The 26788-nt window shown below is 71.2% G+C and carries 18 protein-coding genes; 10 read left to right on the top strand and 8 right to left on the bottom strand.

The features are described from left to right. The first annotated feature begins 14 nt into the window (after positions 1–14). Entirely contained in the window at positions 15–980 is a 966-nt protein-coding gene (locus BM424_RS00535; protein WP_093412860.1) for an alpha/beta hydrolase, read from the top strand. A gap of 178 nt (positions 981–1158) precedes the next feature. Here the strand turns inward: BM424_RS00535 and BM424_RS00530 are convergent, their stop codons facing one another. From BM424_RS00530 to BM424_RS00515, 4 genes are all read right to left on the bottom strand, one after another. Continuing rightward, positions 1159–2136, bottom strand: a complete 978-nt coding sequence (locus BM424_RS00530; RefSeq protein ID WP_093412858.1) for a glycoside hydrolase family 64 protein — start codon at positions 2134–2136, stop codon at positions 1159–1161. Positions 2137–3502: 1366 nt separating this feature from the next. After that, a complete protein-coding gene (locus tag BM424_RS00525) occupies positions 3503–5347 on the bottom strand; it encodes a hypothetical protein (protein WP_093412857.1) in 1845 nt (614 codons plus the stop codon). 344 nt (positions 5348–5691) lie between these two features. Next, a complete protein-coding gene (locus BM424_RS00520) occupies positions 5692–7143 on the bottom strand; it encodes a helix-turn-helix domain-containing protein (RefSeq protein ID WP_093412856.1) in 1452 nt (483 codons plus the stop codon). Between the two features lie 301 nt (positions 7144–7444). Continuing rightward, positions 7445–8134: a type 1 glutamine amidotransferase domain-containing protein gene (locus tag BM424_RS00515; RefSeq protein ID WP_093412854.1), complete on the bottom strand. Its 690-nt coding sequence runs from the start codon at positions 8132–8134 to the stop codon at positions 7445–7447. A gap of 142 nt (positions 8135–8276) precedes the next feature. On the opposite strand from BM424_RS00515, the gene BM424_RS00510 reads away from it, so the two are divergent. After that, positions 8277–9194, top strand: coding sequence for a LysR family transcriptional regulator (locus BM424_RS00510; protein WP_093412853.1), 918 nt, complete (start codon positions 8277–8279; stop codon positions 9192–9194). Between the two features lie 246 nt (positions 9195–9440). Here the strand turns inward: BM424_RS00510 and BM424_RS00505 are convergent, their stop codons facing one another. From BM424_RS00505 to eccCa, 4 genes are all read right to left on the bottom strand, one after another. Beyond that, positions 9441–9962, bottom strand: a complete 522-nt coding sequence (locus BM424_RS00505) for a sigma-70 family RNA polymerase sigma factor (RefSeq protein WP_245775517.1) — start codon at positions 9960–9962, stop codon at positions 9441–9443. 496 nt (positions 9963–10458) lie between these two features. Further along, positions 10459–13293 (bottom strand): LuxR family transcriptional regulator, encoded by a 2835-nt coding sequence (locus tag BM424_RS00500; RefSeq protein WP_093412850.1) that lies wholly within the window; start codon positions 13291–13293, stop codon positions 10459–10461. Between the two features lie 61 nt (positions 13294–13354). Next, on the bottom strand, positions 13355–14506 hold the full coding sequence (locus BM424_RS00495; RefSeq protein ID WP_175547882.1) for a S8 family serine peptidase: 1152 nt from the start codon (positions 14504–14506) through the stop codon (positions 13355–13357). Next, the gene (gene eccCa, locus BM424_RS00490) at positions 14503–18429 is read right to left on the bottom strand and encodes a type VII secretion protein EccCa (protein ID WP_093412847.1); all 3927 of its coding nucleotides are present in this window, start codon (positions 18427–18429) and stop codon (positions 14503–14505) included. Before eccCa ends, BM424_RS00495 begins: the two co-directional genes overlap by 4 nt. 428 nt (positions 18430–18857) lie before the next feature. Here eccCa and eccD point away from each other — a divergent pair, with 428 nt between their 5' ends. From eccD to BM424_RS00450, 8 genes are all read left to right on the top strand, one after another. After that, entirely contained in the window at positions 18858–20237 is a 1380-nt protein-coding gene (gene eccD / locus BM424_RS00485; RefSeq protein WP_245775516.1) for a type VII secretion integral membrane protein EccD, read from the top strand. A 24-nt stretch (positions 20238–20261) separates the two neighbouring features. Further along, entirely contained in the window at positions 20262–21668 is a 1407-nt protein-coding gene (eccB, locus tag BM424_RS00480) for a type VII secretion protein EccB (protein ID WP_093412844.1), read from the top strand. 66 nt (positions 21669–21734) lie between these two features. Then, the gene (locus BM424_RS00475) at positions 21735–22046 is read left to right on the top strand and encodes a hypothetical protein (protein WP_093412842.1); all 312 of its coding nucleotides are present in this window, start codon (positions 21735–21737) and stop codon (positions 22044–22046) included. Between the two features lie 34 nt (positions 22047–22080). Next, positions 22081–22368, top strand: coding sequence for a WXG100 family type VII secretion target (locus BM424_RS00470; protein WP_093412841.1), 288 nt, complete (start codon positions 22081–22083; stop codon positions 22366–22368). Positions 22369–22493: 125 nt separating this feature from the next. Continuing rightward, the gene (locus tag BM424_RS00465; protein ID WP_093412839.1) at positions 22494–22877 is read left to right on the top strand and encodes a hypothetical protein; all 384 of its coding nucleotides are present in this window, start codon (positions 22494–22496) and stop codon (positions 22875–22877) included. A gap of 64 nt (positions 22878–22941) precedes the next feature. Next, positions 22942–25902 (top strand): hypothetical protein, encoded by a 2961-nt coding sequence (locus BM424_RS00460; RefSeq protein WP_093412838.1) that lies wholly within the window; start codon positions 22942–22944, stop codon positions 25900–25902. Between the two features lie 61 nt (positions 25903–25963). Beyond that, positions 25964–26401, top strand: coding sequence for a YbaB/EbfC family nucleoid-associated protein (locus BM424_RS00455; protein WP_093412836.1), 438 nt, complete (start codon positions 25964–25966; stop codon positions 26399–26401). Continuing rightward, positions 26391–26723, top strand: a complete 333-nt coding sequence (locus tag BM424_RS00450) for a hypothetical protein (protein ID WP_093412835.1) — start codon at positions 26391–26393, stop codon at positions 26721–26723. Before BM424_RS00455 ends, BM424_RS00450 begins: the two co-directional genes overlap by 11 nt. Positions 26724–26788: the final 65 nt, after the last annotated feature.

Below are 26788 nucleotides of genomic sequence, written 5' to 3'. Positions count from 1 at the left end.
ACGAAGGAGCTCGCATGGCCGAGATGGATCTCCGCGTCCGGTTGCTCGGGAAGCTGCTGGGGCTGAGCCCCAGCGTGACCGGCATGACCGATGAGCAGCTGATCGCGCGGCAGTCGAAGTCGTTGCCGCGCAACAAGATCGTCGACTACCTGCTGGGATCGCGGGCGTCCGGCATCATCACCAGCGACCTCACCGCCGCCGGTGCCGAGGACCGGATCGGGATCCGCGTCTACCGGCCGATGCACGCCCGCGAACCGCTGCCGCTGGTGGTGCACATCCACGGCGGCGGCTGGATCGGCGGCAACCTCGACATGGGCGACTGGCTGTGCGGCCGGGTCGCTCGGGAGGTCGGGGCCGTCGTGGTCTCGCTGGACTACCGGCTCGCGCCGGTCCACCGGTTCCCGGCCGCCGTCGAGGACTGCTACGCGGCGCTGCTCGACCTCGTCGACCGGGCCGCCGACCTCGGCGCGGACCCGAGCCGAATCGCGGTGATGGGCGACAGCGCGGGCGGCAACCTCGCCGCGGTGACCTGCCTGCTCGCCCGGGACCGGTCCGGGCCGCCGATCGCGTTCCAGGGGCTGATCTACCCGGGCACCGACCTCACGCTGGGCAGCGACTCGCTGCGCACCAACGCGGAGGCGCCGGTGATCACCACCCGCGAGATCGTGCGGATGCGGGAGGCCTACCTCGGCGACGAGGACCCGGCGAACCCGCTGGCCTCGCCGCTGAAAGCGGCCACCCACGAGGGGTTGCCGCCTGCGCTGATCCAGGTCGCCGAGCACGACCCGATCCGCGACGACGGGCTCCGCTACGCCGAGGCGCTGCGGGCCGCCGGGGTTCCGGTGCGCAGCACGACCTACGTCGGGATGCCGCACGGTTTCGTGGCGTCGCCGAACCTCTGCCGCAGCGCGCCGCAGGCGCTGGCCGAGCTGTGCGCGGAGCTCTCGGCGGCGCTGGTGCCCGCGCGCGTCGTCGGCTGAGACAGGTTGAGACAGGTCCGGGACGCGCCCGCGCGGGAGGGTGCGGGCGCGTCCCGAGCTGTCGGGGGGAAGTTTTCATGAAAACTTCCCCCACCCGGAGAACGGTCTGAACGTTCACCGGAATTCGTCGTCCCCGCGCATCGGGGTCGTCGTCACCGGTGCGGTTCTCAGGGGAACCTCACCAGCCGACGGCGACCACCAGCCACTGCGGGCCTTCGTGGGAGACGTAGGAGGCCTGCTCGGCGACGTCGTCGTACGGGAATCCGTAGGCCTTGCCGTCGATGTCGTGGTCGTGCCAGAACTTCGCGTAGTAGTTCGCCGGGCCGGACGGGTAGAACTTCGACGCGTCGTGCTGCTGGTCCTCCGGCAGGTCGGCCACGTGGCGGTTCAGCGCCGCGCACTTGTTGGCGTCCCCGCCGAGGCTGCCGGCGCAGCCGAAGATGTTCTTCGTCGTCTCGTTCACGCCCACCGAGTTGGCGTAGTCGGTGAAGTAGTTCGCCTGCGCGCCGCCGTCCTGGAACTCCGGCGAGCTCCCCGGCGCGATGATCTTGTTCGGGTCGTCGGCGAGGTGCTTGAACTCCTCGGGCACCTCGTCGCGGAACTTCTGGAACGTCGCGTCGCGGCTCTCCTGGAACGTCTCGTAGTCCTCGCCGAAGGACGCGTCGAACCCGTCGTCGGCGTGCAGCCGCATCGCCAGCTTCAGGCCGAACGCGTCGACCCGCGTGGTGTTGCCGTTGAAGACGTTGTCGCCCACGGTGAACTCGATGAAGTCGGTCAGCGGGCTGTCCGGGGCGCCGAGGTGGAACTCCATGCGGCCCGACGAGTTCGCCGGCATGTCCAGGTAGGGCTGCTCGGCGATCGAGTGCGTCTCGCCGTTGAACGTCCAGTACACCTGGTCGTCCGGGTACTGCCCGTTGGTCTGGTTGATGACCTTGACCATGAGTTCGTTCTGCGCCGGGGGAATGCTGCTCACGTCGCCCCAGAACTCCTCGGGCGGCGGGCTTCCCGCGGGGGTGACCGCGGCCGGGTGCGGCTCGGCGGGTCGGGCGGCCTGCGCGGGCAGCGAGGTGGCGACGGTGGCCGAGGCCAGCGCGCCCGCGGTCAGCAGCCCCAGAGCGCCGCGGCGCCAACGCCGCGTCGTTGCGGTACTGGTCATGGTTCACTCTCCGAACTGTGGAGGAATGAAGATCGGTGAGAGCGCTCTCAGGTGCAGACTTTCTCGATCAGGAACGGAAGTCAACATTCCACTTCAGCCCTGTCCGCTTCTCGCCATGCGAGGACCGGAGGTTCGCGCATCTCGGGCGTTCTGCGGCATTTTCACCTCCGCCGAGCGGAACACCCCGAAGCGGAACGGTTTTCCCACAGCGACCCCGCGCACGGGGTTCGTGCGTCACGGAGGGACGGTTCACCACGGATACGTTTCGCAACGGACGCGACCGAGACGACCCAAGCTTTGGTAGAGGCGACCCACTACGGATACGTTTCGAAACGGGCGCGACCAAGGCGACCCAAGCTTTGGTAGACGCGACCCACTACGGATACGTTTCGAAAGGCAGGGGAAATTTCTTCTGAAATTGGCGGACCGCACAACGTGAGGAGAACCACGAAACGAAGCCAATTTCTGGAGAAATTGCCCCTCCGCACGCACCCAAAGTACCCCGCGGAGCGCTCCCAAGACGACCCCCGAGAGGTCGGGACAGTTTTCATGAAAACTGTCACTCCACCCACACGACGGGACCCCAAAATCCCAGCTCAACCACCTCGAGGGTTGGGAGTCCCCTCCACGGAGAGACCCCGTGGGGTCGGACAGTTTTCATGAAAACTGTCACCACCCCCACGGGGTTCTTCGGGAGCGCTCCGCGGGGTCGAGCTGCTTGCGTGCGGAGTGGCAATTTCTCCAGAAATTGGCTTCGTCTTGGGGTTTTCTTGCGTTGTGGGGGCCGCCAATTTCAGAAGAAATTTCCACTGCCTCTCGAAACGTACCCGTAGTGGGTCGCCTCTACTAAAGCTTGGGTCATCTTGGTCGCGTTCTTTTCGAAACGTATCCGTAGTGGGTCGCCTCTACTAAAGCTTGGGTCGTCTTGGTCGCGTTTCTTGCGGAACGTATCCGTAGTGGGTCGCGTTTACCAAGGCTTGGGTCGTCTTGGTCGCGTTTCTTGCGGAACGTATCCGTAGTGGGTCGCGTTTACCAAGGCTTGGGTCGTCTTGGTCGCGTTTCTTGCGGAACGTATCCGTAGTGGGTCGCGTCTACCAAGGCTTGGGTCGTCTTGGTCGCGTTTCTTGCGGAACGTATCCGTAGTGGGTCGCGTTTACCAAGGCTTGGGTCGTCTTGGTCGCGTTTCTTGCGGAACGTATCCGTAGTGGGTCGCGTCTACCAAGGCTTGGGTCGTCTTGGTCGCGTCCGTTGCGGAACGTGCCCTGAAGCTGTCGTGCTCCCCGACTCGGCGCTCCGGGGGACCGCCGCTGAACGCCGAGAAGCCGGGCGGAGCCGTTGGCTCCGCCCGGCTTCTCGGGGGTGGGGGTTACGGGAAGTTGGCGAGGTTGGAGGGGGTGGTCTCCGGCGGGGTCACGTCGCCCGTGTCGTTGATGACGTGGGTGATCGAGCCCTTCTCGTTCAGCGAGACCGTCGCCATGCTGTGGAACTTCACGCCCGGCGCGTCCGGAACCTCGAACGCGTGGTGGTTCTTCACCTCGGGGTTGGTGTTGAAGAAGCAGTAGCTGCCCAACCCCCACGCCTCGTGGTTGGTGACCTGGTCGCCCACCTTGTAGGCGGCCCAGCCCTCCAGGCCGTTGTCGTTCATGTACGAGGCCTGGTCCGGGACGTCGTAGGGCATCTCGTTCTGGAAGAACACGGTCTTGCCGTTGTTGCCGTTCCAGATGACCTGGTACTTGTTGTAGTGCTCGACGAACAGGCCGGTGGCCGTCACGTCGTCACCGTTGACCAGCACACCGGTCTCGCCCGGGTTGACGTCCCAGCCGAAGGTGCCCTCGTTGCCGTGGTCGGCGCGCCAAGCCCAGATGTGGTCCATGACCGCGTTCTTGCTGTTGACCACGAGGCTGTTGGTGGCCTTGCCCGCCACCGTGCCGCCCAGGCGGAAGAACACGTCCTGCATGATCGTCGGGTTCTGCGAGTGGTCCGCCGAAGCGCCCTCCTCGCCGACGGTCAGCAGGCTCGGCGAGTTCTGGGTGCCCGCGTCGAACAGCACGCCCTTGATGCGCACGCCGTCGACGTCGGCGACCTCCATCGCGGTCTTGCCGGTGTCGGGCATCAGCGTCGGGTAGCCGATGCCGAGCACGATCGTGTCCGGGTTGGTGATCTTGATCGTGTCGTCGAGGTGGTAGACGCCCGGCGTGAAGAACAGGTTGCAGCCCGAGGCGACCGCGGCGTTGATGTCCGCGGCGGTGTCGGTCGGCTTGGCCACGTAGAACTGGCTCATCGGCACCGACGTGCCCGGGGTGTCACCGTTGGCCCAGCTCGGCCCGGTGGCGTTGGTGCGCACGTCCGGGCGGAACACCTGGTACTTGCCCTCGCCGTCGACGTACAGGTACGGCACGTCGGCCGACACCGGGGTCGACTCCAGGGTGGTGTGCGGCGGGTCCGGGAACGCGGTGGGCGGGGCGCCCTCCACGCCGGAGAACGTCATGTTCCAGACGCCGCCGTCCCAGGAACCCAGCTGGGAGTCGCGGGTGTACCACTGCTGCTGCGACGAGGACTCGGTGGTGCCCGAGACCTTCGTGTCGGCCAGGTAGCCGCCGCTGGCCCAGCCGTAGCTCTCCGGGTACAGGTCCAGGTCGCCCTGGATGTCCATCCGCCGCATCGGCGCGGCCTGCGACACGCCCCAGCGGTTGGCGCCGTTGGGCTTGACGGCCATGTTCTCGGCCGAACGCCAGAAGTTCTGGGTGGCGTTGCCCTCGTCGGACTCGTTGAACGCGTCGACGGTGATGTTGCCGTTGATGGTGACGTCGCCGGGGTTCTTCCCGAGACCGGCCACCGAGGTGTAGTACCCGACGTTGTCGTTGACGGTGTACTCGCCCGGCTTGAACAGGTGCGCGACCCGGTCCTCGGACATCTGGTCGGCCAGCGTGTCCTTGAGGTTGTTGAAGTCGTCGTCGAGCTGCTTCTGGATGTCAGCGGCGGGCATCGACGGGTCGAAGATCCGCACGTTCGGACCGAAGTCCGGCGTGTCGGTCCCGGCGCAGGCCTGCGGCCCCGGAGCGGGAGCCGGGGCCGGAGCCGCGGGTTGCGCGGGGTGCGCACCGGGCATCGCCGCCGCACTCGGCGCGACGGCGGTAACGGCGGCGACAGCGGCCATTCCCGCGAAGAACGGGAACCGGCGTCGCCCACGCCGTTGTGAGACGGGAGTCATGTTTCAAGCACCTCCGGAAAAGGACAATGCGTCGAACGCACTGCGTGAGAGCGCTCTCAGGTCGGCACCCTAGACCGATCAAGAGCGGAACCGGAAGTCGTGCTTCGGGAAACCGCCAGTGCCGCAAGGGATTCCCGTTTTCCCAGCTGAGGGGTCTGCGGAGGTCAAAAGGGTCGACGCAGACCGGCATTCACGAATTCGGGTTTCTTTCCCCGTTTTCGTTCCCGCCCCGCAGAGCGGAAAACGCGGGGTGCACGTTTTTCAGCGTACCTCGGTTCAATTCTCAGGTCACGAAATTCTTCCATCCCCGATCCCGGGACCCGGGTGCTGCGGCCGGTTTCCGGTCAGCCGAGCGGGTTGAGGGCGCGGAAGGCCAGGTGCAGGTCGTAGCTCAGCGACGGGGAGTGCAGCAGCGAGCGCTCCAGCAGCTGCTCGGCGCGGACGAGCCGCTTGCGCACCGCCGTGGTCGACAGCCCCAGCGCCTCGGCGGTCTCGGGCAGGCGGGCGTCGGCGAGCAGCCACGCGCGCACGGTCTCGCGCAGCCTCGGGGAGGCGCGCAGCGGGTCCAGCAGCTGCGCGGCCCAGCGGCGCACCGCCTCCGCGCGCAGCAGCGCGTCGAGGTCGGCTTCGGCGGAAGCGTCCGCGGCACCGGAGTTCCGCAGGCGCAGCGCGAGGTCCACGCAGGCCTGGTCGTGCAGCCGGTGCAGGTCGCGGTCCAGCAGCGCGCCGATCTTGTGCAGCCGGGCCTGCAGCGTGTTGCGGTGGATCTTGAGGTGCCGCGCGGCCTGCTGGTGGAACATCAGCCAGGACGTCAGAGTGCCCCGCAGCTCCTCGCGGGTGGGGTCCTGCGGCCGCTGCGGACTGAACTCCTCCAGCCCGGCCAGCACCTGCCGCGCCCAGCGCTGCCCGGCGCCGGCGATCTCGGCGGCGAGGTCGTGGCCGCGGCCGAAGGTCGCGAAGCGCTCGGCGTTGCCGCGCGCATGCGCCAGCGCGTGGAAGGCCTGCTGGTAGCCGACGGCGTAGTCGCGCAGCGGCAGGACGTTGCTGATGCCCACGCTGATCCGGCCGGTGCTCTCGGTCGCGGTCGCTACCAGCTCGGCCAGGCAGGCCCGCTCCCGCTCGTGGTCCATCGGGGGCACGGCCGGGATGAGGTGACCGCTGTAGACCGGGCACTTGATCATCCACGCGCGACCGCCGGTGAGGTGCACGAGCCGGTCGGCGACGGCGTCGCGGTCGCCGCGCTCCAGGGCGCCGATCTCGACGACCCACACCCGCATCGGGTCCGGCAGCGGATCGCCGAGGGCTCCGGCGGTGCGGTGCGCGGCGGGCAGGGCGCCGTCGATGAGCAGGTGCAGCACGGCTTCCCGGACCTGATCGCCCGCTTCGTCGGCGCGCCGCCAGCGCTCGTGGGCGTGGTGCGCGCGCCACGACAGCGCGAGCAGGCGCAGCGCGTCGGTGCGCGCGGGTTCGGTGGTGAAGCGGTCGAGGGACGGCCCGGCGAGGGCGAGCGTCGGGGCGTCGGGTTCGGCGGACAGGGCGAAGGCGGCCACCCGGTGCGCGCCGTCGTGCTCGACGACCGACCGGGCCTCTCCGCCGCGCAGGCGGCGGGCGGTCTCGGCGAGCGACCCGGGCAGCTCCCGGTGCGGGGTGAGGGGCGTGCCGTCGGGGGTGAAGAGCGCGGCGTGGCCGTCGATCTCCTCGGCGATGCGGTCGAGCAGGCGCTGCGGCCCGCCGGTCTCGGCGTCGCGCTGCAGCGCGCGCAGCCGGTCCAGGCTTTCCCGCTCGTCGCCGGGCACTGCCGAACACCCCCAGAAGGTCACTCGTACGGGTGGTGATCGTAGGGGTCGGCCGGAGCCTGGCGCAGCGGGCCGGACCCGAATTCCCGGTCCGGCTGTGCGAAGCGGAACTGGAGCGCCATGATCATCGGCCCTAGCCTGGTCGCGTCGTGCTCGCGAGAGACGGACCGGCGCATGGGAGTCGGCCGGCGTCCCGCGCGCGACGAGAGGTCGACGCCGCGTCGCCCTGGGGGTCGGTGTTCGCACCGCGCTGAGGCGAGGAGGAAGAGGGAATCCTCCTCGCCTCAGCGCTTTTTCGGTACTACAGGGATTCCAGGAAGCGCCGGGCCAGCGGGCCCGAGGACGCCGGGTTCTGGCCGGTGTGCAGGTTGCGGTCGACCACGACGTTCGGCGCCCAGGCCGGGCCTTCCTTGAAGGTGACGCCCAGGGCGTTGAGCCGGTCCTGCAGCAGCCACGGGGCCTTGTCGGCCAGCCCCGCCTGGGTCTCCTCGGCGTTGGTGAAGGCCGTGACCTCGTAGCCGCGGAACGGCGAGTCGCCGCTGCCCTCGGTGGCCAGCAGCGCGGCCGGGCCGTGGCAGACGACCGCCAGCGGCTTGCCCGAGCTCAGCGCGCCGGTGAGCACGCGGGCGGAGTCGTCGTTGACCGCGAGGTCCTCCATCGGGCCGTGCCCGCCCGGGTAGAACACCGCGTCGTAGTCGTCGAGGTTCACGGTGGCCAGGTCGATCGGGTTCTTCAGCTCGGTGGCCTTGTCCAGCACCGCCGCGATGCGGTCGGCGGCCTCCTGGCCGCCGTTGGCGTCGGCGCTCAGGCTGCCCTGGTCGACGGTGGGCACGACGGCGCCGGGGGAGGCGACCACGATCTCGTGCCCGGCCTGGGTGAAGGCCTCGTAGGGCGCCACGAACTCCTCGGCCCAGAAGCCCGTGGGGTGCTTGCTGCCGTCGTTGAGGGTCCAGTGGTCCGCGCCGGTGAGCACGAACAGGATCTTCGCCATGATGTGTCGCTCTCAGGGTCGTGATGTGCGGTGTCGAGTCCGACGGTAGGCGCGGTCTCGGTGGCGGTGCCAATCGGCGAACCGATGACCGCCATCAGGATTCCGATGGCTGAGCGAGCAGGCCCGGCGATAGCCTCGCGGCATGAGCGAGGGTGAGGCGCAGGGCTCCGGTCCGGTGGAACTGGGGTTGCTGCGGACGTTCCTGGCGGTGCACCGGACGGGTTCGTTCACCTCCGCCGCGCGCGTGCTGGGGCTGGCGCAGCCGACCGTGACCGGTCAGGTGCGGGCGCTGGAGAACCACCTCGGGCGGCAGCTGTTCGAGCGGTTGCCGCGCGGTGCCGCGGCGACCGCAGTCGCCGACGAGCTCGCCGCGGAGGTCGCCGGGCCGCTCGACGCGCTGGCCGCCGTCGCCGAGCGCGGCACCCGCCGGGAGGACGACGAGCCGGTGCGGCTGGGCGGTCCGGCGGAGCTGCTGGGCGAGCGGGTGCTGCCCGCGCTCGCGCCGCTGGTGGCCGACGAGACCCGGCTGTGGGTGACCACCGGGCTCGCCGACGAGCTGCTGGAGGGCTTGCGGGCGGGGCGTTTCGACCTCGTGGTGTCGGCGATCCGGCCGCGCGGGCGCACCATCACCGCGACGACGCTGGCCGACGAGGAGTTCGTGCTCGTCGCCGGACCGGCGTGGGCGGAGCGCCTCGGCGGGCTGACGCCGGAGGACCCGGGCGCGCTGGCGGGGGTGCCGCTGCTGACCTACGCCGAGGACCTGCCGATCGCGCGCCGCTACTGGCGGCACGTCTTCGGCAGGAGGCTCACCGCCCCGGCGGCCGTGGTGATCCCGGACCTGCGCGCGCAGGCCACCGCCGTCGCCGCCGGCGCGGGCGTCGCGGTCCTCCCGCGCTACCTCTGCGCGGGCGCGCTGATGTCCGGAGACCTGATCGCGCTGCTGGAGCCGCCGGACCCGCCGATCAACACCCTGTTCCTCGCCGAGCGCGCCGGGACCGCCCGCAGCGCTCACCACGCGCGCGTGCGCGACCGGCTGCTGGGGGCTGCGCGCGACTGGTGAGCGGCTCGCGGACGGGTGATTTCCGGTCGGGGCGCGGTTCTTCCGCAACGCCCCTTCGCATTGGGCCGAACAGGTGATCGCGATTCATCGGAGCAAACACATAGATTGGAGTCGAGTCTCATCCATAGAATTCGACTGGACGATTGAAACGATTCCAGTGGTGCGGGAGATCAGGGAACCTTATGATTTCGGTGGGACGTTTCGCCGTCGAATGTCACATCGGAATTCGAGCGGGAGAAAACGCCGTTATCGGGAGTGCTCTCCGCGCGGGGTGTTGTAGATGTCCCGCGACCGCGGGTCCATCGTCGTTTTGAGGTTCCGCAGGGCGTGGTGCAGCCGGGATTTCACCGTTCCCGGCGGAATGCCCAGCGATCTCGCGGCCTTGGTGGCGGTGCTGTCGGCGAAGTAGACCTCGTAGAGCACCGAGCGGTGCCCGGGGGTCAGCCTGCTGACCATCTTGGCCACCACGACCCGGTTGACCACCGCGTCGGCGTGGTCGGAGTCGTAGTCGCCGACGGTGCTGCCCGCCGCCTCGTCGACCTCGGTGGGGCGCGCGCGACGTGCGCGAATGCGGTCGATGGCGATGTTGTGGGCGACCCTGGTCAGCCAGCCCCACACCGAGCCGCGCTCCGGCGTCAGCGAGTCGGCGTGCTGCCAGGCGCGGAGCATCGTCTCCTGCACGACGTCCTCGGCGTGGTGCGGATCGGAGAGGATCTTGTTCACGTACGCCAGAAGGCGAAGGTAGTAGTCGTCGTAGAGCGACTTCAAAGTCGTGTCTGTGTTTCGAACGGCGTGCTCACCGCCCTGGGTCGTCGTGGTGGTGCGTGCCCGTTCGAATGCGATCGCGGATCGCGGATCTCCGACTAGCGTCATGTGGCTTCTTCATTCGGTTGTCTGCCCCGCCGGTGAATCGTCCGCGGAACTGGGGGACGGACCGGAAAAGGGGATTCCGGATGGCAGCGATGAGCTTGCCCGTTAGCTCGATCGGAGGAAATCCGGGAGCTCACGTAGATTTTCTACGTAGTACCGAGGAGGTGCTCATATGAGCGTTCCCGTGGGCGATTTTTCGGGTTTCGTCCCCATGTGCCGGACCAACTGGTCGGTCGAGAACATAAAGGTACTGTGAACGAACGATGACGGGTTTGTGATGGGTGACACAGCGTCAGAATCCGGACCCGCAGAGTCGTGATGACCGCCCGTGCGGTTGCGCTCAACGTGTGAGCGGAGGGTGATCGCCGTGACGATGCGTCACGGTTTCCGGGGGTCAGGCGGATCTGGTGTCGACGTCGCCGCCGTCGTGGCGGGTCGCCTCGACCGCGATCTCCACCCGCGAGCGCACCCCGAGCTTGGCCAGGATGTGCGAGACGTGCACCTCGACCGTGCGGCGCGAGGAGAACAGGGCCGCCGCGATGTCGGGGTTCGGCAGCCCGTCGGCCACCAGCCGCGCGATCTGCCGCTCCGTCGGCGTCAGCGACTCCCAGCCGTTGGTGGCGCGCCGGCGCCGCCCCCGCGGGTGCCGCAGGCCGTGCGGCCGCATCCGGGCGTCCGCGCGCCGCAGATCCCAGCCCGCGCCCAGGTTCTGGTAGATCTGCACCGCCCGCGCGTAGGCCGCGCGGGCCGGGGCGGACTCGCCGCGCTCGGCCAGCACCACCGCCATGTCCTCCAGCGCCCGCGCGCGGCGGGGCGGCTGGTTCGTCGTGCCGTAGAGCTCGATCGCGGCGCGCAGCGCCGTCGGGTCGCGCTCCAGCAGGCCGCGGCAGTGCTGCGAGGCGGCCACGATGTTGGGCACCGCCCCCACAGCCGCGTCCTCCGCGCAGGCGTCCGTGGCGCGCCCGGCGATCTCGCTCTCACCGGTCTCGACCGCCAGCCGCACCAGCTGCGGCAGCCACAGGTAGCGGGTGCCGAACCGCTTGCCCGCCGTCAGCGCCTCCGACAGCAGCCGCACCGCGCGCTCGGGCTCCTCGTCGGACTCGGCGAGCAGCGCCTCGGCCAGCAGCAGGAACTCGCCGGAGACCCGGGTGGCCGGCTGCCCGTCACCGTCATCGCCACCGGCGGAGCGCAGCGCGCGGCGCAGCGTCGCGCGGTCGTCGCGGTGCCCGGCCAGCAGCGCCGAGAGCCCGTGCAGCAGGCGCAGTCCCGCCGGGTCCAGCCGGTCGGCGAGCTCGCCCGCGGCCTCCAGCTCGGCGGTCGCGTCGTCCCAGCGGCCGATCGTGTAGTAGTGGTTGGCCGCCGACAGGCGCACCGCGCCCAGCCGGGACGGCGTCGCCGAGCGCTCGGCCATCGCCAGCATCTCGTGCAGGGCGCTCTCGGCCTCCTCGGCCTGGCCGAGCCCGAACAGCAGCGTCATCCGGTTGCCCAGCACCGTGAGCCGCAGATCGGTGTTCTCCGGGGCGTCGCCGAGCGCGGCACCCGCCTGCTCGTAGCAGATCACCGCCTCGGCGAGGTCGCAGCGGCGCGCCAGCGCGGCCCCGCGCACGTGCAGCGCCAGGCCGAGCGCGAAACCGTCGCGGGACGGCCGCGCCTCGGCCAGCGCGCGCTCTACGGCCGCGTCGGCGGCCTCGAAGTGGCCGCGCGAGAGCATCACCTGGCCCAGCACCGCGTGCATCCGGGCCAGCCACGGCCGCTCGAAACCCGGTGTGCGCAACGCTTTCTCGACCACCTCGGTGGCCAGGTCGTCCTGCCCCAGCACCGCCAGCGACCACGCCAGGTACCAGCTGAGCTCGGCCGAGCAGGAGGCGTCGCGGGTGTCGTCCAGCGCGCGCTCGCTGAGCTCGCGAGCCTGCTCCGGACGGCCCAGCTGCACCATCGCCAGCACCCGCGCGGTGCGCAGCGCATCGCGACGATCGTCCTGAGTGGACAGCAGCGGGATCGCGTTGGCGAGCAGGCCTTCGGCGCACTCCGGGGCTCGGTGGGCCAGCATCCGGCCGTTGTCGACCAGCCAGTCCAGGCCCCAGTCGTCGATCTCGGCGTCGTCGACCGACAGCGAGGCCATCAACTGCTCGCCCACCCGCTCCACGGGCGCGCCGGAGGAGGCCAGCGCGCGGGCCGCCTGGTGGTGCAGCGCCAGACGCAGTGCGGTCGGCGTGGTCTCGTGCAGGGCTTGGCGGATCAGCCCGTGCTGGAAGGTCAACCGCGACCCCGATTCGACCAGCAGCCCCGCGGTGAGCGCCTCCTCGACGCTGCCGACCAGCGCCACCACCGGGCGCTCGGAGACGGTGCGCAGATCGGTCACCGAGAACGTCGGGCCCAGCAGCGCGGCCATCCGCAGCACGCCGATGGTGTCGCTGCCGACGAAACCGAGCCGGGCGGCGATGGACTCGGCCAGCGAGCGCGGCAGCGCGCCGTCGCTGAACTCGGCGGTGAGCTCCGCGCGCTCGGCATCGGTGTCGAGGTGCTGCTCGCGGCTGAGCGCCAGCACCATCTCCCGCGCGTAGCGCGGGTTCCCGGCCGCGCGGCCGAGCGCGGACCGCAGGGCGGGCCCGATCCCGGCGGCGCCGGTGAGGTGCGCGGCCAGCTGCGCGGTCGCGGCCTCCTCGAGCGGGTTCACCGGGATGCGCACGGCTGCGCGGTCTTCGCCGCGCACCACGCCGAGCTCGCTGCGGCCGCCCGACGGGCGCACGGCTCCGGCCAGCAGCAGCGGCAGGTGCTCGGTCAGCCGGCTCAGCCGGTGCCACACCAGCAGGCTCGCCTCGTCGGCCCAGTGCACGTCGTCGACCGCCAGCACCAGAGGCCCTGCCGCGCACAGCTTCTCGGTGAGCGCGATGAGCTGCTCGGCGACCGCGGGCACCGGGTCGTCGCCCGCACCGCCCAGGCGCTCGTGGATCGCCAGGACCTCCGGGTCGGAGGAGTTCGGCCGCACCGCGAGGCAGTCCAGCAGCACCCGCAGCGGGAACCGCTGCGACAGCTGGTCGGCCGCGGCGTGGTGCACCGCGCAGCCGAGGGTTTCGGCCTCGGCGAGCAGGGCGCGCAGCAGCGCCGTCTTGCCGATGCCGGGTTCGCCCTCCAGCCAGAGCACGGTGCCGCGCCCGGCGGCGACCTCGCCCGCGAGTCCGCGCAGCTGTGCCAGTTCGGCGTCCCGCCCGAACAGCTCCGGTCCCATCAACGCGCTCCCGCCTGAGCCCGGAAAGCCCGGTGCTTGATCAAGTTCTGCCCGCCCAAGCCTAGCTCCCGCTCTGCGGCGGGGTGTGCCACGCCGAGCGCCAGCCGCGTTGGCGGGCGCGCGGGATCAGCACCGCGCCCAGGCCGGTGAGCACCACCAGCAGCCCGACTCCGCCGGTGACCAGCAGCGCCACCAGCCGCGGCAGCGGGTCGACGGCGGGTTTCGGCGTCAGGTGCGCGGGCGGCGCCGCGGCCGACAACGGCTTCTCGCCGGATTCCGACGGCAGCACCGAGGTGACCGCGGCCGCGGGGTTGACCACGCCGTAGCCGCGCCTCGGGTCGGGCAGGTCGGCGGGCGGGTGATCGGCGGTGTCCTGCAACCGGTTCCGGACCTCGGCGGCCGAGAGATCCGGGTGGTAGGCGCGCACCAGCGCGGCCGCGCCCGCCGCGAACGCGACGCCGATGCCGCCGCCGGAGGCCACGATCTGGCCGTTGCCGCGCGGCGCGATGCCCACCACATCGTCGCCCGGCGCGACCAGCGCGGGCTGCCCGGCGGCGTGCTGGATCGGTTCGCCCTGCTCGGTGATGCCGGTGACGGCCAGCGCCTCCGGGAACCCGGCGGGGTAGGGGACCGCGTCGTCGCCGACGTCCACATCGGACGGTGCGATGACCAGCGCGTCCTTGCTCAGCGCGTAGGACACCGCCGCGCGCAGCCCGCCATCGGCCGACGCCGTGCCCACCGACACGGCGATCACCTGCGCACCGCCGTCGGCGGCCGAGCGGATCGCCGAGGCCAGCTTACCCGCGTCGACCTCGTCGGGGTCGTTGGTGATCCGGATCGGCAGGATCCGGGCGCCCGGGGCGATGCCGGTGAACCCGGTGCCGGCCGCCGGGCGCGCGGCGATCACGCCGGCCATGAAGGTGTCCCGGCCCGCGCAGTCGTCGTTTCCCGCACCACCGCTGAGGCTCTGGCCCGGCAGCACCGCCCCGGACAGCGCCGGAGCCGCCGCGCTGACCCCCGTGCCGATCACTGCGACCGTCACCGCGGCGCCGTCGGTCAGGTCCCACGCGCTGCTCGGGTCGAGGCGCTGCAACGCCCAACCCTCCTGCGGTACCACCTGATTCGCCGGTGGCGCGCACTGCTGGGCGAGGGCCGGGACCGGTGCGGCGGTGAGCAGCGCCCCCGTCACCAGGACGGTCGCCAGCGCCCTCACGAGCGGTCTCCCGCCGGGCGCGGCTCCAGCCAGCCCGCCTGCATCAGCGTCGCGCTGCGGCGGGTCACCAGGTGTGCCCGGCCCGCGGGCAGCACCTGCGGGCGCATCCCGTTGAGCAGCGGCATCTCCGTGGGCGGGCAGGAGAACGCCAGGTCCGGCGTGTTGGATTCCTGCATCCGCCGCACCACCGAGTCCATCGACAGCCGCGAGGACCCGGCCGCGCTGCGGGTGAGGATCACGTGCAGACCGATGTCGGCGGCCTGCGGCAGCAGGTCCAGCAGCGAGTCCAGCGGGCCGCCCATCGTGCTGGCCAGCAGGTCGTAGTCGTCGACGAGGATGAACACCTCCGGACCCGACCACCAGTCGCGGCGCTGCAGCTGCTGCGGCGTGACGTCCGCGCCCGGCAGGCGTTCCCGCAGCTCGTTGGCGGCGGTGCCGATGATGTCCTTGGCCGCCGTCGCGGAGAACGCGAAACCCCGCCGGTAGGCGTCCGGGACCGCGTCCAGCAGCACGCGGCGCGAGTCCACCAGGATCAGCTCCGCCTCGCCCGGCGCGTAGGTCTTCGGGATCGCGTCGGCGACCAGCCGCAGCAGACCGGTCTTGCCGCTGCCGGTGTCGCCCAGCACCGTCAGGTGCGGCTGGGTCGCGAAGTCGTGCCACACCGGCTGCAGGTCCGCCTCGCCCCAGCCCAGCGCGAGGCGCAGTTTGCCCTGCGGCTCGGGGAGCTGCTCGGCGGGCAGCACCGCCGGCAGCATCCGGACCCCGGCGGCGTCCTCGCCGTCCCAGTTGTCGGCCACCGCTTCGGCCAGCATCCGGGCTCCCTTGGCCAGGTCGTCGACCCGGCGCAGCCCGTCCAGGCGCGGCACCGCCGACAGGAAGTGCAGCTTGTCCATCGTCAGACCGCGACCCGGCTGGCGCGGCACCCCGGCCGCAGCGCGCATGTCGATGACCGAGTCGATCGAGTCGCCCAGCCGCAGCTCCAGCCGGGTGCCCAGCTGATCGCGCAGCTGGCTGTGGATGTCGGCCCAGCGGCTCGTGGTCAGCATCAGGTGGATGCCGTAGGTCAGGCCGCGCGAGGCCAGCGAGCGGATCGTCTGGTCGTGCTGCTCGAAGTCGCTGCGCAGCGTGCCCCAGTTGTCCACCACCAGGAACACGTCGCCGAAGGAGTCCTCCGGAACCCGGCCCGTGCGGCGCAGCTCCCGGTACTCGGCCATGTTCTCCACACCGTGCCGGGCGAACAGCGCTTCGCGCTGGGCCAGCACGCCCTGCACCTCGGCGACCGTGCGGCTGACGCGCTCGGCGTCCATCCGCCCGGCGATGCCGCCGACGTGCGGCAGCTCGCCGAGGGTCTGCAGCGTGCCACCGCCGAAGTCCAGGCAGTAGAACTGCACCTCGTCGGGCGTGTGGGTGAGCGCGAGACCGGCGATGAGGGTGCGCAGCATCGTCGACTTGCCCGCCTGCGGGCCACCGGCGATGCCGACGTGCCCGCCGACGCCCGACAGGTCCACCATGTACAGCTCGCGGGCCTGGTCGAAGGGCTTGTCGATGACGCCCACCGGCACCTGCAGCTTGCCGCGCCCCGGCCAGCTGACCGGCGTCAGACCGCGATCGGGGTCGGGCACCAGCGGCGGCAGCAGCTCGTCGAGCGTCGGCGGCTCGTCCAGCGGCGGCAACCACACCTGGTGCGCGGGCGGGCCCTGGCCCTTGAGGCGGCTGACCGCGACCTGCAGCAGCGTCTCGGTCGCCTCCTCTTCCTCGGTCTCCGGCTCCGGCTCGGGGACCTGCTGGGCGGGCGCGTCCGGCAGCCGCGCGGCGCCGAAAGGCACCACCTGGCGGCTGATCTCGGCCTTGCGCTGCTCGGCGGTGCGCCGCTTGAACGGCGCCGAGACGTAGGCGGCCTTGAACCGCGACAGCGTCGCCACGTCCGAGCGCAGGTAGCCGTTGCCCGGCGCGCTCGGCAGCTGGTAGGCGTCCGGAACACCGATCACCGAGCGGCTCTCCATCGCCGAGAACGTGCGCAGACCGATCCGGTAAGACAGGTGGCTCTCCAGCTTGTGCATCCGGCCGTCGTCGATGCGCTGCGAGGCCAGCAGCAGGTGCACGCCCAGCGACCGGCCCAGCCGGCCGATCATCACGAACAGCTCCGCGAAGTCCGGGTGCGAGGCCAGCAGCTCGCTGAACTCGTCGACGACCAGGAACAGGCTCGGCATCGGGGCCAGCGGAGCGCCGTTGGCGCGGGCCTTCTCGTACTCCAGCAGCGAGCTGTAGTTGCCCGCCGAGCGCAGCAGCTCCTGGCGGCGCACCATCTCGCCCTGCAGCGCGTCCTGCATGCGGGTCACCAGCGGCGCCTCGTCGGCCAGGTTGGTGATCACCGCCGAGGTGTGCGGGAGCTCGTCCAGACCCAGGAACGTCGCGCCGCCCTTGAAGTCGACCAGCACGAAGTTGAGGACCTCGGAGGAGTGCGTGACGGCCATCGCCACCACCAGCGTGCGCAGCAGCTCCGACTTGCCGGAACCGGTCGCGCCGATGAGCAGGCCGTGCGGGCCCATGCCGCCCTGGGCGGACTCCTTGATGTCCAGCTCGATCTTGGTGCCGTTCTCGGCGATGCCGATCGGCACCCGCAACCGGTCCTGCTGCGAGGTGCGCGCCCAGGTGCGGGCGGCGTCGAGCTTGTCCATCTCCCCGACCTCCAGCAGCGCCGCCAGGTCGAAGTCGGTGACCATCGGCTCGACGATGTCGGTGGTGGCGCTGAGCCGGAACGGGGCCAGGGTGCGCGCCAGCGAGGCGACCTGCGGCAGGCCCAGCGAGTCGGGCACGCCCAGCTCGGTGCGCACCTCCGCGCCCGAGCGGTTCAGCCGGATCATGTCGATCCGGTCGTGGGCCAGCTCCAGCCGCAACGTCGTGCGCTGGGCGGGACCGGACATGTCGAGGCTGAGCACGGTGGCGTTGCGGTAGCCCGCACCGGCCAGCCGCGACTCCGCGGGGGTCGCCACGCCGTCGAGCACGACGACCACGTACGGCTCGTCGCGGGTCGGGCTCGCACCGGCCTCGAACCGGCCGCGGTCGTTGAGGTCCGGGCCGACCAGCGCTTCGAGCTCGGCGAGCGAGCCGGTGAGCATCCGGACGTGCCCGGCGCCGTCCTGCTGGCTGGTGTGCTGGGCGTGCGGCAGCCACTTCACCCAGTCCCACTCCGGGGCGCGCTCGGGGCTCGCGCACACCGCGATCTTGAGGTCGTCGGGGGAGTGGAAGGTCACCAGCTGCGCCAGCACCGCGCGCAGCAGGCCGCGCGAGGCCTCGGCGTCGCCGCGCATCTGCACCTGCGAGAACCCGCGCAGGAACAGCGCCGTCGGCAGATCGTCCACAGTGGTGTAGGCCTTGATGAACCGGCGCAGCGCCCGCGCCGACAGCGGCTCCAGGTCCTCCACCGGCTTGGACTGCACCGGCGTCATCTTCATCGCCAGCCGCTGCGCCGAGCGTCCGATGCGGACCTCCGCGAAGTCCGCGTGCGACAGGCGGCGCTCCCACAGCCGGCCGCTCATCGCCACCGACCACAGGCCCGACGGGTCGGGGTGCCGCCACGACAGGGCTTTTCGCTGATCGGCCGCGACCTGGCGGACCTGCTTGCGCATCTGGCCGAGGTAGCGCAGGTAGTCGCGGCGCTCGCCCTTGAGGCGTCGCTTGCGCTCGCCGACGCTGCGCCCCATCTGGCCGAAGCCCATCGCGAGCATCGACACGGCCATCAGCGCCACCACGATGAGACCGATGCCGCCGAACCCGCCGGAACCGCCGCGGCCCATGAACATCAGCATCATGGCGCCGGAACCCAGCGCCATCGGCAGGTACATCAGCAGGCCGCCGAAGCCCCCGCTGACCTGCTCGGGGATGACGGGCGGCTCCTGCAGGGACAGTTCCCCGTCGGGCATGGCCGGGGGCTTCTGCCTGGCCGGTCGCCGAAACGGCGTCACACTCACTGCGATCAGATCCTTTCCCTGCGACCCCTCATCCCTCCACACGGATGGAGCACTCCAATCGGGTCAAAGGGGAGGGGAGAACCCGGAGCAACGAATTCATCACGGCGGCCCCGCCGGGGTTTTCGGAGAACGGCGGATGCCGTCCCGCTCCCGGCCCGGGTCGCGGGGATCGAGAGATGTTGCGCGGAGGTTGCTTTCACCATCATTGCCAGAAATGCGGACTCCTCGACCGGCTCGAATCCCGCCCCGATAGCGGGAGAACCTGAATCCGGTGTCCGGGGGAGAGCAGTTCGGCAAAACGGTTGAACTCTTCATGACCCGAGCCGCGTGTGGTGGGTATGACGGGAACGACGGCTCAGCCTGCCGTTGCGGCAGGCGAGGTGTGTCGACTGACGATCCAGGGCCCCAGCTCTCGGGTCGAGCTCGCGGTGCCCGCCCACATCCCGCTCGCGGACCTGCTGCCCACCTTCCTCGACCACCTCGGCGGTGGACTCGGGAACGCGGGCCTGGAACACGACGGATGGGTGCTGCAGCGGCTCGGCGAGCCCGCCCTGCAAGAGGATCTCGGCACCGCCGCGCTGGGCCTCTACGACGGCGACATCCTCCACCTCCGGCCGCGCAACGACCAGTTGCCGCCGGCCGACTTCGACGACCTCGCCGACGGCGTGGCGACCGGAATCCGCAACCAGCGCAAGGACCTGTGGCGCCCGGAGAGCACCCGTCGCGCGTTCCTCGCCCTGCTCGGCGCCTCCCTCGCGCTCGGGCTCGTGCTGCTGCCCGGCATCGGCGCCGGGCAGTGGGTCGCCATCACCGCGGGCAGCATCGCGCTCCTCCTGCTCGGCGCCGCCACCCTGTCCTCCCGGGCGCTCGGCGACCGGACCGCCTCGGAACTGCTGTTCACCGGAAGCGCCGCGTTCGCCGCGGCCGCCGGATGGGCGCTGCCGATGATCGGCAGGCCCGTCCTCGCCATGAACGCCCAGCTCGTCGCGCCCTGCCTGACCGCGGCCGCGGTGTGCACCAGCGCCATCGTGCTCGGCCGGTTCCTCGTCGGCGGCGGGTTCGGCGCCGGCTACCTCGCCGCGATGCTCGCCACCGGCCTGACCGCGCTCGTCGGACTGCTCAACACCTTCGACATGCTGTCGGCCGGAGGCGCCGCCGCCGTCGTGCTCGCCGTGACGCTGCTGGTCGGCACCCGGGTCCCGCGCATCGCCGCCTGGCTCGCCGGGCTGAAGGTGCCGCCGCTGCCGACCTCCGCCGAGCAGTTCCAGGAGGGCATCGACCCCGAGCCCGGCCGCGAGCTGATGGACCGCACCGCCGAGGCCGACTCCAACCTCACCGCGCTGTGCGCCGGACTCGGCGTCGTCATCGCCGGATGCCTGGGCATCCTCGCCTTCACCCCCGGGTGGGCGTCGCCGACGCTGGCCGCCATCGCCTCCCTGCTGCTCCTGCTGCACTCCCGCGAATTCGTCAGCTCCCGGCAGCGGGTGGCCGTCATGGTCCCCGGCTTCCTCGGCCTGGCCGCCGTGATCACCGCGCTGTGCCTGGTGATCCCCGGGCCCTGGCGGATCGCCGTCATCGGCGGGCTGATCGTCCTGTCCGGACTGCTGCTCGCCGGCGCCCGCAGCCTGCCCGGCCGCCGCCTGCTCCCGCACTGGGGCCGCGCCGGCGACTGGGCGCACATGATCCTCGCCATCGCCATCATCCCGATGACGCTGGCAGCGCTGAACCTCTACGCCGTGGTGAGGGCCGCATGGTCGTGACCTCGAACCCGGGGGGAGGTCGTCGTGCACTCGCGCAGTGATCAGGTCCAGGCTCACTCGTTCATGGCCGCGCGCGTCGTCTCCGCGCTCGTGCAGGCCGAACCCGACGCACCCGACCCGCCGCTGCGGCGGACCCCGCTGGGCTACGTGATCGGCCTGATGCTGTCGATGCTCATCGTCGCCGGATTCGCCGTCGCGGGCGTGCTCGGCTTCGGCGGTGCCACCGACTGGTCCGAGCCCGGCAAGCTCATCGTCGAGAAGGAAACCGGAAGCCGGTACGTGCTGGCCTCCGACGGCACGCTGCGCCCGGTGCTCAACTACGCCTCGGCCCGGCTGCTGGGGGCCAACGAGGTCGCGGAGGTGTCCCGCTCCACGCTGAGCGAGGTGCCGCGCGGCACTCCCATCGGCATCATCGGCGCCCCCGACGGGATCCCGGCAGGCGACGCGGGAGGTGCGGGCCAGGCGTGGGTGGTCTGCGCCACCACCACCCGCGACGCCGCCGGGGCCCCGCACCCCACCGTCGCGCTGCACGTCGGCGACGCCACCGAAACCGAGCCCGCGGGCCCGGACGAGGCCGTGCTGGTGCGCTCCACCAGCGGCGACCAGTACCTGGTGTGGCGGGACAAGCGGATGAAGCTCAGCGCCCCGTGGGTCGCCGCCGTCCTCGGCTACGACGCCTCCACGGCGCTGCCGGTGCGCGACGCGTTCATCAACGCGATGCCCGCCGGACCCGACCTCGGACCGCCGCAGATCCCCGGCGCAGGCCAACCCGGACCCGCGCTGGGCGGTCGGCCGACCCGCATCGGCCAGATCTTCTCGGTCAGCGTCGTCGGCCGGCCCCAGACGCTGTACATGCTCACCACCGGCGGGCTCATGCCGGTCAACGGCACCACCGCCGCGCTGGCGATGGGCGACCCCTCCGGGGGCGGGCAGACCGGCCCCACCGCGCTCTCGCCCGCGGCGATGGCCTCCGTCGGTCAGGTGCCCTCGTCGCCGACGATGGCGCAGCTGCCCGACAAGCCCCCGGCGCTGCTGGCCACCGACGACACCACCGCGCCCTGCGCCCTGACCCGGCCCGGTCCGCGCGGTGCGCAGTCCGCGCTGGCCATCGGACCCGCCGACGGCGGGGTCGTCGTCGGCGGACCCGGCATCGACGGCGACGAGTTCACCGCCGATCGCATCGACGTCCACCCCGGTGCGGGTGCGCTCGCCCGCACCCTGCCCGCCCCCGGCGTGCCCGGCGCGGGCCTCTACCTCGTCACCGACTCGGGCGCCAAGTACCCGGTGCCCGGCCAGAACGCGGCCGAAGCCCTCGGGTACCGGCTGACCGACGCGGTTCCGGTTCCAGCGCACCTGCTCTCGCTGCTGCCGACCGGACCGGTTCTCGCACCGGAGCGAGCCGCAGGAGGTGCTGCGCAGGCAGCACCGTGACATGCCGACCCACCCGGTCGGCGCGCAGTACGCAAGTTCCATCCCGCACATGGCAAGGAGAAACCGATGACCGCCCCAGGTGCCCAGTACGGCCTCAACGACGCTCAGCTGCAGCAGATCATCGAGGCGACCAACCAGTCCCTCTCGCAGATGCGCCAGCTCAACAACCAGGTCCAGATGCAGGCCTCCTCGCTGGGCCAGGCCAACCAGTCCGACTCCGGTCGCATGCTCGTCGACAAGTTCGGCGTCTGGGCCGGTGACTTCTCGCGCATCGAGAACGAGCTCAACCAGCTCAACCAGCGCGTCATGGACGTCCGCAACGCCTCCCTGCAGGCCGCCCAGCAGGCCCAGGACTCGGCGTCCGGCGCCAACCTCTGATCGACACCCCTTACTTCTCAGAACGGAGATTGAGATGACCCAGTTCAGCGTGCAGCACGGGGCCTACGAAGAGGTCAACATGGGGCTGCAGCAGGCCGTTCGCCAGATGGGCACCATCCTCGACGAGCTCAACGGCTTCCTGAAGAACATGGGCGAGGCCACCCAGGGCAAGGCGGCCCCGCTGTGGGCCGAGAAGCAGCAGAAGTGGAACCAGGCCTACACCGAGATGAACACCCGCCTCAGCAGCGGCCACGTCTCCTCCACCAACGCCGCCCAGGCCTTCCAGGACGGAGACAACCGCAGCGCCCAGATCATGGCGTGACGGGTTCTTCCGGCGGCTCGTGCCGTTGAGAGGTGCTCGTGCGGTTGAAGCGTCGGGTGCGGGTCGCCACGCGCAGCGGCCCGCACCCGATTCCCCGTTTTCCTCCCCCGTGACAAGGAGAACCAGTGGCTGACGAGACGAAGACCAAGTTCGACAGCGGTCAGTACGAAAAGCTGATCAAGGACGTCGACACCCGCGAGGACGAGCTGCGCAAGCAGTTCCTGGGTGCCAGCTCCGGCATCCGCCTGGCGGCCGACCTCGGCGAGCGGGTCCACGCGGGCAACCCCGAGTGGCCGGCCATCCAGTCGCTCAACGAATCCCTGGGCGCCCTGGGCAAGTCCGCCGAGACCATGAACGAGAAGACCAGCAAGGACTGGCGCAAGTTCACCGAGGCCCTCAACGACGCCAAGCGCGTCTTCGAGGACACCGACGACCTCGCCACCTACTCGGCCACCGAGTTCACCCAGGAATACCCGGATCTCGGCGGAACCTCGACCCCGGCCGCCTGAGTCGGTTCCCCCTCACTCGATCGACCTCAGCTGACGGCATCAGCCCAGGACCAGGAGAAAGCCCATGCCCGAGAACGCGGACCTGTCAGGCCCGAGCAGCGACTGGACGTTCTTCCAGGCGCTCAACGCGTTGACCGGAAAAGGGCCGGACCTGAAGTCCAAGGCCGAGGGCATCAAGTGGTTCGAGGTCGCAGGCGGTGGCGACGGTGGAGCCGGCGGCAAGGACGCCGACTTCACCGGCGACAAGCTCAAGGAAGACCTGACCAACCGGGTCGCGCCCACCGAAGACCTCACCTACACCGCGTTCGACCGGGTCTACTACCGGGTCAACCGCAACACCGCCGCCGCCGACGCCTGGACCCAGGCGATCAACGACGCCGGAACCATCGTCGAGGAGATGTCCTCCGGCAAGAGCGGCACCCTGGACCTGCCCACCCTGCGCCAGGCCCAGGACCTCGTCGGCAAGTACGAGAAGTGGCTGGAAGGCACCGGCCAGGACTTCCGCTCCTGGGCCAAGTCGCTGGACTCCGAGGAATCCGGGTTCAGCGGCAAAGCCGCCTCGGTCATCCAGGGGCGCATGGACCAGAACGCCGACAAGCTGGAAGGCCTGCACGAACAGCTGACCCTCGATCGCGGCGTGGCCGTCTCCGTCGCGCTGAAGAACCTCGGCGACAAGCTCGAAGCCGCGATCAAGAGCCTGGCCGAGGCGTTCTACGACTTCCGCAGCCGCGCCCTCTACGCGCCCAACAACAAGCGCGTGGGCTACGAGAACCAGCTCTACGACTTCCTCACCAACGGGGTCGGCCTGGTCCAGGGCGCGCCGAACTACCAGCTCGACGGCAAGAGTACCTCCGAAGCCCAGGAGTACATCAACACCTCGCTGGCCAGCTTCAAGGAAGGCAACCTCGTCACCGCCGGTCCGTGGGACAAGATGAACACGGAGATCAGCAACGCCGCGCTCACCGAGCTCAAGACGCTCGACACCGCGGCCGCGGCGGCGCTCAAGCCCCTCGAGGAGGAGCTCAAGTACACCCAGTCGGCGATCAAGGAGCTCACCGAGCCCGAGACCAGCGCCCCGAACACGCCGCCGACGACACCGCCTCCCGGTGGTGACACGAACATCCCGCCGCCCCCGGACGGCAACACCGAGATCCCGCCCCCTCCGGGCGGGAACACCAACGTGCCGCCACCCGGCGGGGGCGCCAACGTCCCGCCGCCCGGCGGGGGAGCGAACGTGCCGCCGCCCGGCGGCGACGGGCTCGGCGGGCCCGGCGGCGGTGATCCCGCGAACGGTGGCATCGGCGGCCTGGGCGGCGGCGACGGTCTCGGTGGCGGTGATGCCGCCAACGGCGGTGTCGGCGGACTCGGTGGCGGCGACGGGCTCGGGGGAGCCGGTGGCGGTCTCGGCGGTGCCGACGGCCTGGGCGGCGATCCCGCCAACGGCGGGGTCAGCGGCCTCGGCGGGGGAGACCTCGGTGGCGCCGACGGGCTCGGCGGTGCCGGGGGAGGCCTCGGCGGTGGACTCGGTGGCGATTCCGGTCTGGGCGACGGCGGTGCCAACGGTGGTGCGACTCCGCCGCTGGTCGGCCCCGGTGGTCTCGGACTCGGCGGCGCCACCGGCGGCGCGGGCAGCAGGCCCGGCTCCAACGGCAGCGGCACTCCCGCCAACGGAGGCGCGGGCGGCTTCGGGGACTTCGGGCAGAACGACCCGGCCAACGGCGGAGCCGGTGGACTCGGCGGGGGCCAGCAGCCGGGCCTGGTCGACAGCGGCCTGACCCAGAGCTCCTTCGACCCGGCCAACGGCGGTGCGAGTGGCTTCGGCGACCTCCCCGGCCAGCAGGACCAGGACCGCCCCGGCGGCATGGCCGGCCTGCCCCTGGACTCCAACGGCAACCCGATCCCCGGTGCCGGGGAAGGCATCGGCGACCTCGCCAACGGTGGTGCGGGCGGATTCGGCGACACCGGTCTGCCGGGCGGCGCGGACTCCGGACTCGGCACCGGGCAGGGCATCGGCGACCCCGCCAACGGCGGCGTCGGTGGCTTCGGCACCGGCGGCAACGACGGTCTCGGAACCGGTGCGGGCCTGGGTGATCCGGCCAACGGCGGCGCCGGCGGCTTCGGTGATCTGCCCGGTGGTGCCGACGGCGGCCTCGGTGCGGGGCTGGGCGACCCGGCCAACGGTGGCGCCGGTGGTTTCGGCACGGGTGGCAGCGACGGTCTCGGAGCCGGTGCGGGCCTGGGTGATCCGGCCAACGGTGGCGCGGGTGGTTTCGGTGATCTGCCCGGCGGCCAAGGCGGTTTCGACCCGGGCGGCCTCGGAGCCGGTGCCGGGCTCGGCGACCCGGCCAACGGTGGACTCGGCGGCTTCGACCCGGGCGGGCTCGGCTCGGGTGACGGTCTGGGCTCCGGTGCCGGGATCGGGGACGTCGCCAACGGCGGTGCCGGTGGATTCGGCGACGGCGCAGGCGGTCTCGGCTCCGGCGGTCTCGGGTCGGGCGGCTTCGACGGCGTGACCGACCCGGCCGACGGCTACGGGTTCGACAGCGTCTCCGACGGTTTCGGCTCCCCGGACGGCTCCGCCGACGGCCTCGGCGGCTCCGGCACCGGTGCCGAGCAGCAGCGCGGCGGCGCCGGCGGCGGCACCACCGGCTTCGGCATGGGCTCCGGCGCGGGATCCGGGCTGGGCGGCTCGCAGGCCTCCCCGCTGCCGCCCGGCATGAGCCAGCTCAACGGGCCCTCGACGCACCAGGGCATGGGCGGAATGCCGTTCATGCCGCCGATGATGGGCGGCATGGGCGGCCAGCAGGGCGACAAGAACGAGCGCGAGCGGCAGACCTGGTTGTCCGAGGACGAGGACGTCTGGGGCACCAACGCCGACGCGGGGTTCGGCGTCATCGGGCTCCCCGACGAGGCCGACTTCGACGTCGACGAGCAGATCGCCGCAGGCCCGGTCCGCCCGCCGCGCCAGCCCCAGCAGGCCCCGGCGGAACAGCAGGAGCAGACGCAGGCAACGGCGCAGGGCTGACGGCGCCGATCGGACAGGCATTGGGGCCGATCGGACAGGCATCGGGAAGGAGGGAGTGGCGATGTCCTCTCCTCTGTTCAACCAGATGGAAAACGCGCTGGCGGACCTCCGCAAGCAGCAGGAGCGCATCCGCGAGGCGCAAGAGCGGGCCGAGAAGGAGACCACGACGGTCTCCAGCAAGGACCGCTCCCTCACCGCGACCGTGGACCACCGGCAACGGCTCACGGGTCTGAAGTTCTCCGGAACGCGCTACCGCACGATGGCGCCCGCCGAACTGGCCAACAAGATCGTCGAGCTGGTGCAGCAGGCCCAGGACGAGGCGAATCAGAAGTCCCTCGCCGTCTACAGCGCGATGGCGCCCGCGGGCTTCGGCTCGGCGCTCACCGACATGGTCAACGGCGACTTCGACCTGGACAAGATGTTCGACGAGGCGGTCCGGGAAGCCGACAGCATGTCCGGCACCGCCGACGAGGGGGAGGGAACCGATCGTGGCAAGTGAGGAAAACGACCTGGTCGCGGCCGACATCGAGGCGCTCAAGAAGGGAGGCGTCGACCTCACCCGCATCGCCGAGACCGCCAACTCCATCTACGCCGACCTGGCGCACGACTGCAACGCCTTCGCCATCGAGGGCGACGACGACATCGCCAAGACGCTGCGCTCCAAGTACGAGCCCGGCGAGAAGGACGGGCTGGAGTTCCTGCGGATGCTCGGGCTGAGCATCGGCACCGACGGCGAGAAGGTCGTCGACGTCGGCAAGACCTTCGACGACATGAACTCGACCGCGAACAGCGAGGTGACGCGGGGCGGCAGGAAGGCGTGAGCGCGGGCGCGCGGCGCGAAAGGGGTTGCGCCGCGCCCGTTCACGTGCGGACGAGGGGGCGTGAG

The organism is Saccharopolyspora flava, assembly GCF_900116135.1.
Lineage (GTDB): Bacteria > Actinomycetota > Actinomycetes > Mycobacteriales > Pseudonocardiaceae > Saccharopolyspora > Saccharopolyspora flava.
Note: the sequence above shows the minus strand (reverse complement) of the source record. Positions and strands in the feature narration are given on the sequence as shown.

Coding starts and splice junctions, on each gene's coding strand:
- BM424_RS00535 (WP_093412860.1), top strand. CDS start 15: ATGGCCGAGATGGATCTCCGCGTCCGGTTGCTCGGGAAGCTGCTGGGG.
- BM424_RS00530 (WP_093412858.1), bottom strand. CDS start 2,136: ATGACCAGTACCGCAACGACGCGGCGTTGGCGCCGCGGCGCTCTGGGG.
- BM424_RS00525 (WP_093412857.1), bottom strand. CDS start 5,347: ATGACTCCCGTCTCACAACGGCGTGGGCGACGCCGGTTCCCGTTCTTC.
- BM424_RS00515 (WP_093412854.1), bottom strand. CDS start 8,134: ATGGCGAAGATCCTGTTCGTGCTCACCGGCGCGGACCACTGGACCCTC.
- BM424_RS00510 (WP_093412853.1), top strand. CDS start 8,277: ATGAGCGAGGGTGAGGCGCAGGGCTCCGGTCCGGTGGAACTGGGGTTG.
- BM424_RS00500 (WP_093412850.1), bottom strand. CDS start 13,293: ATGGGACCGGAGCTGTTCGGGCGGGACGCCGAACTGGCACAGCTGCGC.
- eccCa (WP_093412847.1), bottom strand. CDS start 18,429: ATGCCCGACGGGGAACTGTCCCTGCAGGAGCCGCCCGTCATCCCCGAG.
- BM424_RS00475 (WP_093412842.1), top strand. CDS start 21,735: ATGACCGCCCCAGGTGCCCAGTACGGCCTCAACGACGCTCAGCTGCAG.
- BM424_RS00470 (WP_093412841.1), top strand. CDS start 22,081: ATGACCCAGTTCAGCGTGCAGCACGGGGCCTACGAAGAGGTCAACATG.
- BM424_RS00460 (WP_093412838.1), top strand. CDS start 22,942: ATGCCCGAGAACGCGGACCTGTCAGGCCCGAGCAGCGACTGGACGTTC.
- BM424_RS00455 (WP_093412836.1), top strand. CDS start 25,964: ATGTCCTCTCCTCTGTTCAACCAGATGGAAAACGCGCTGGCGGACCTC.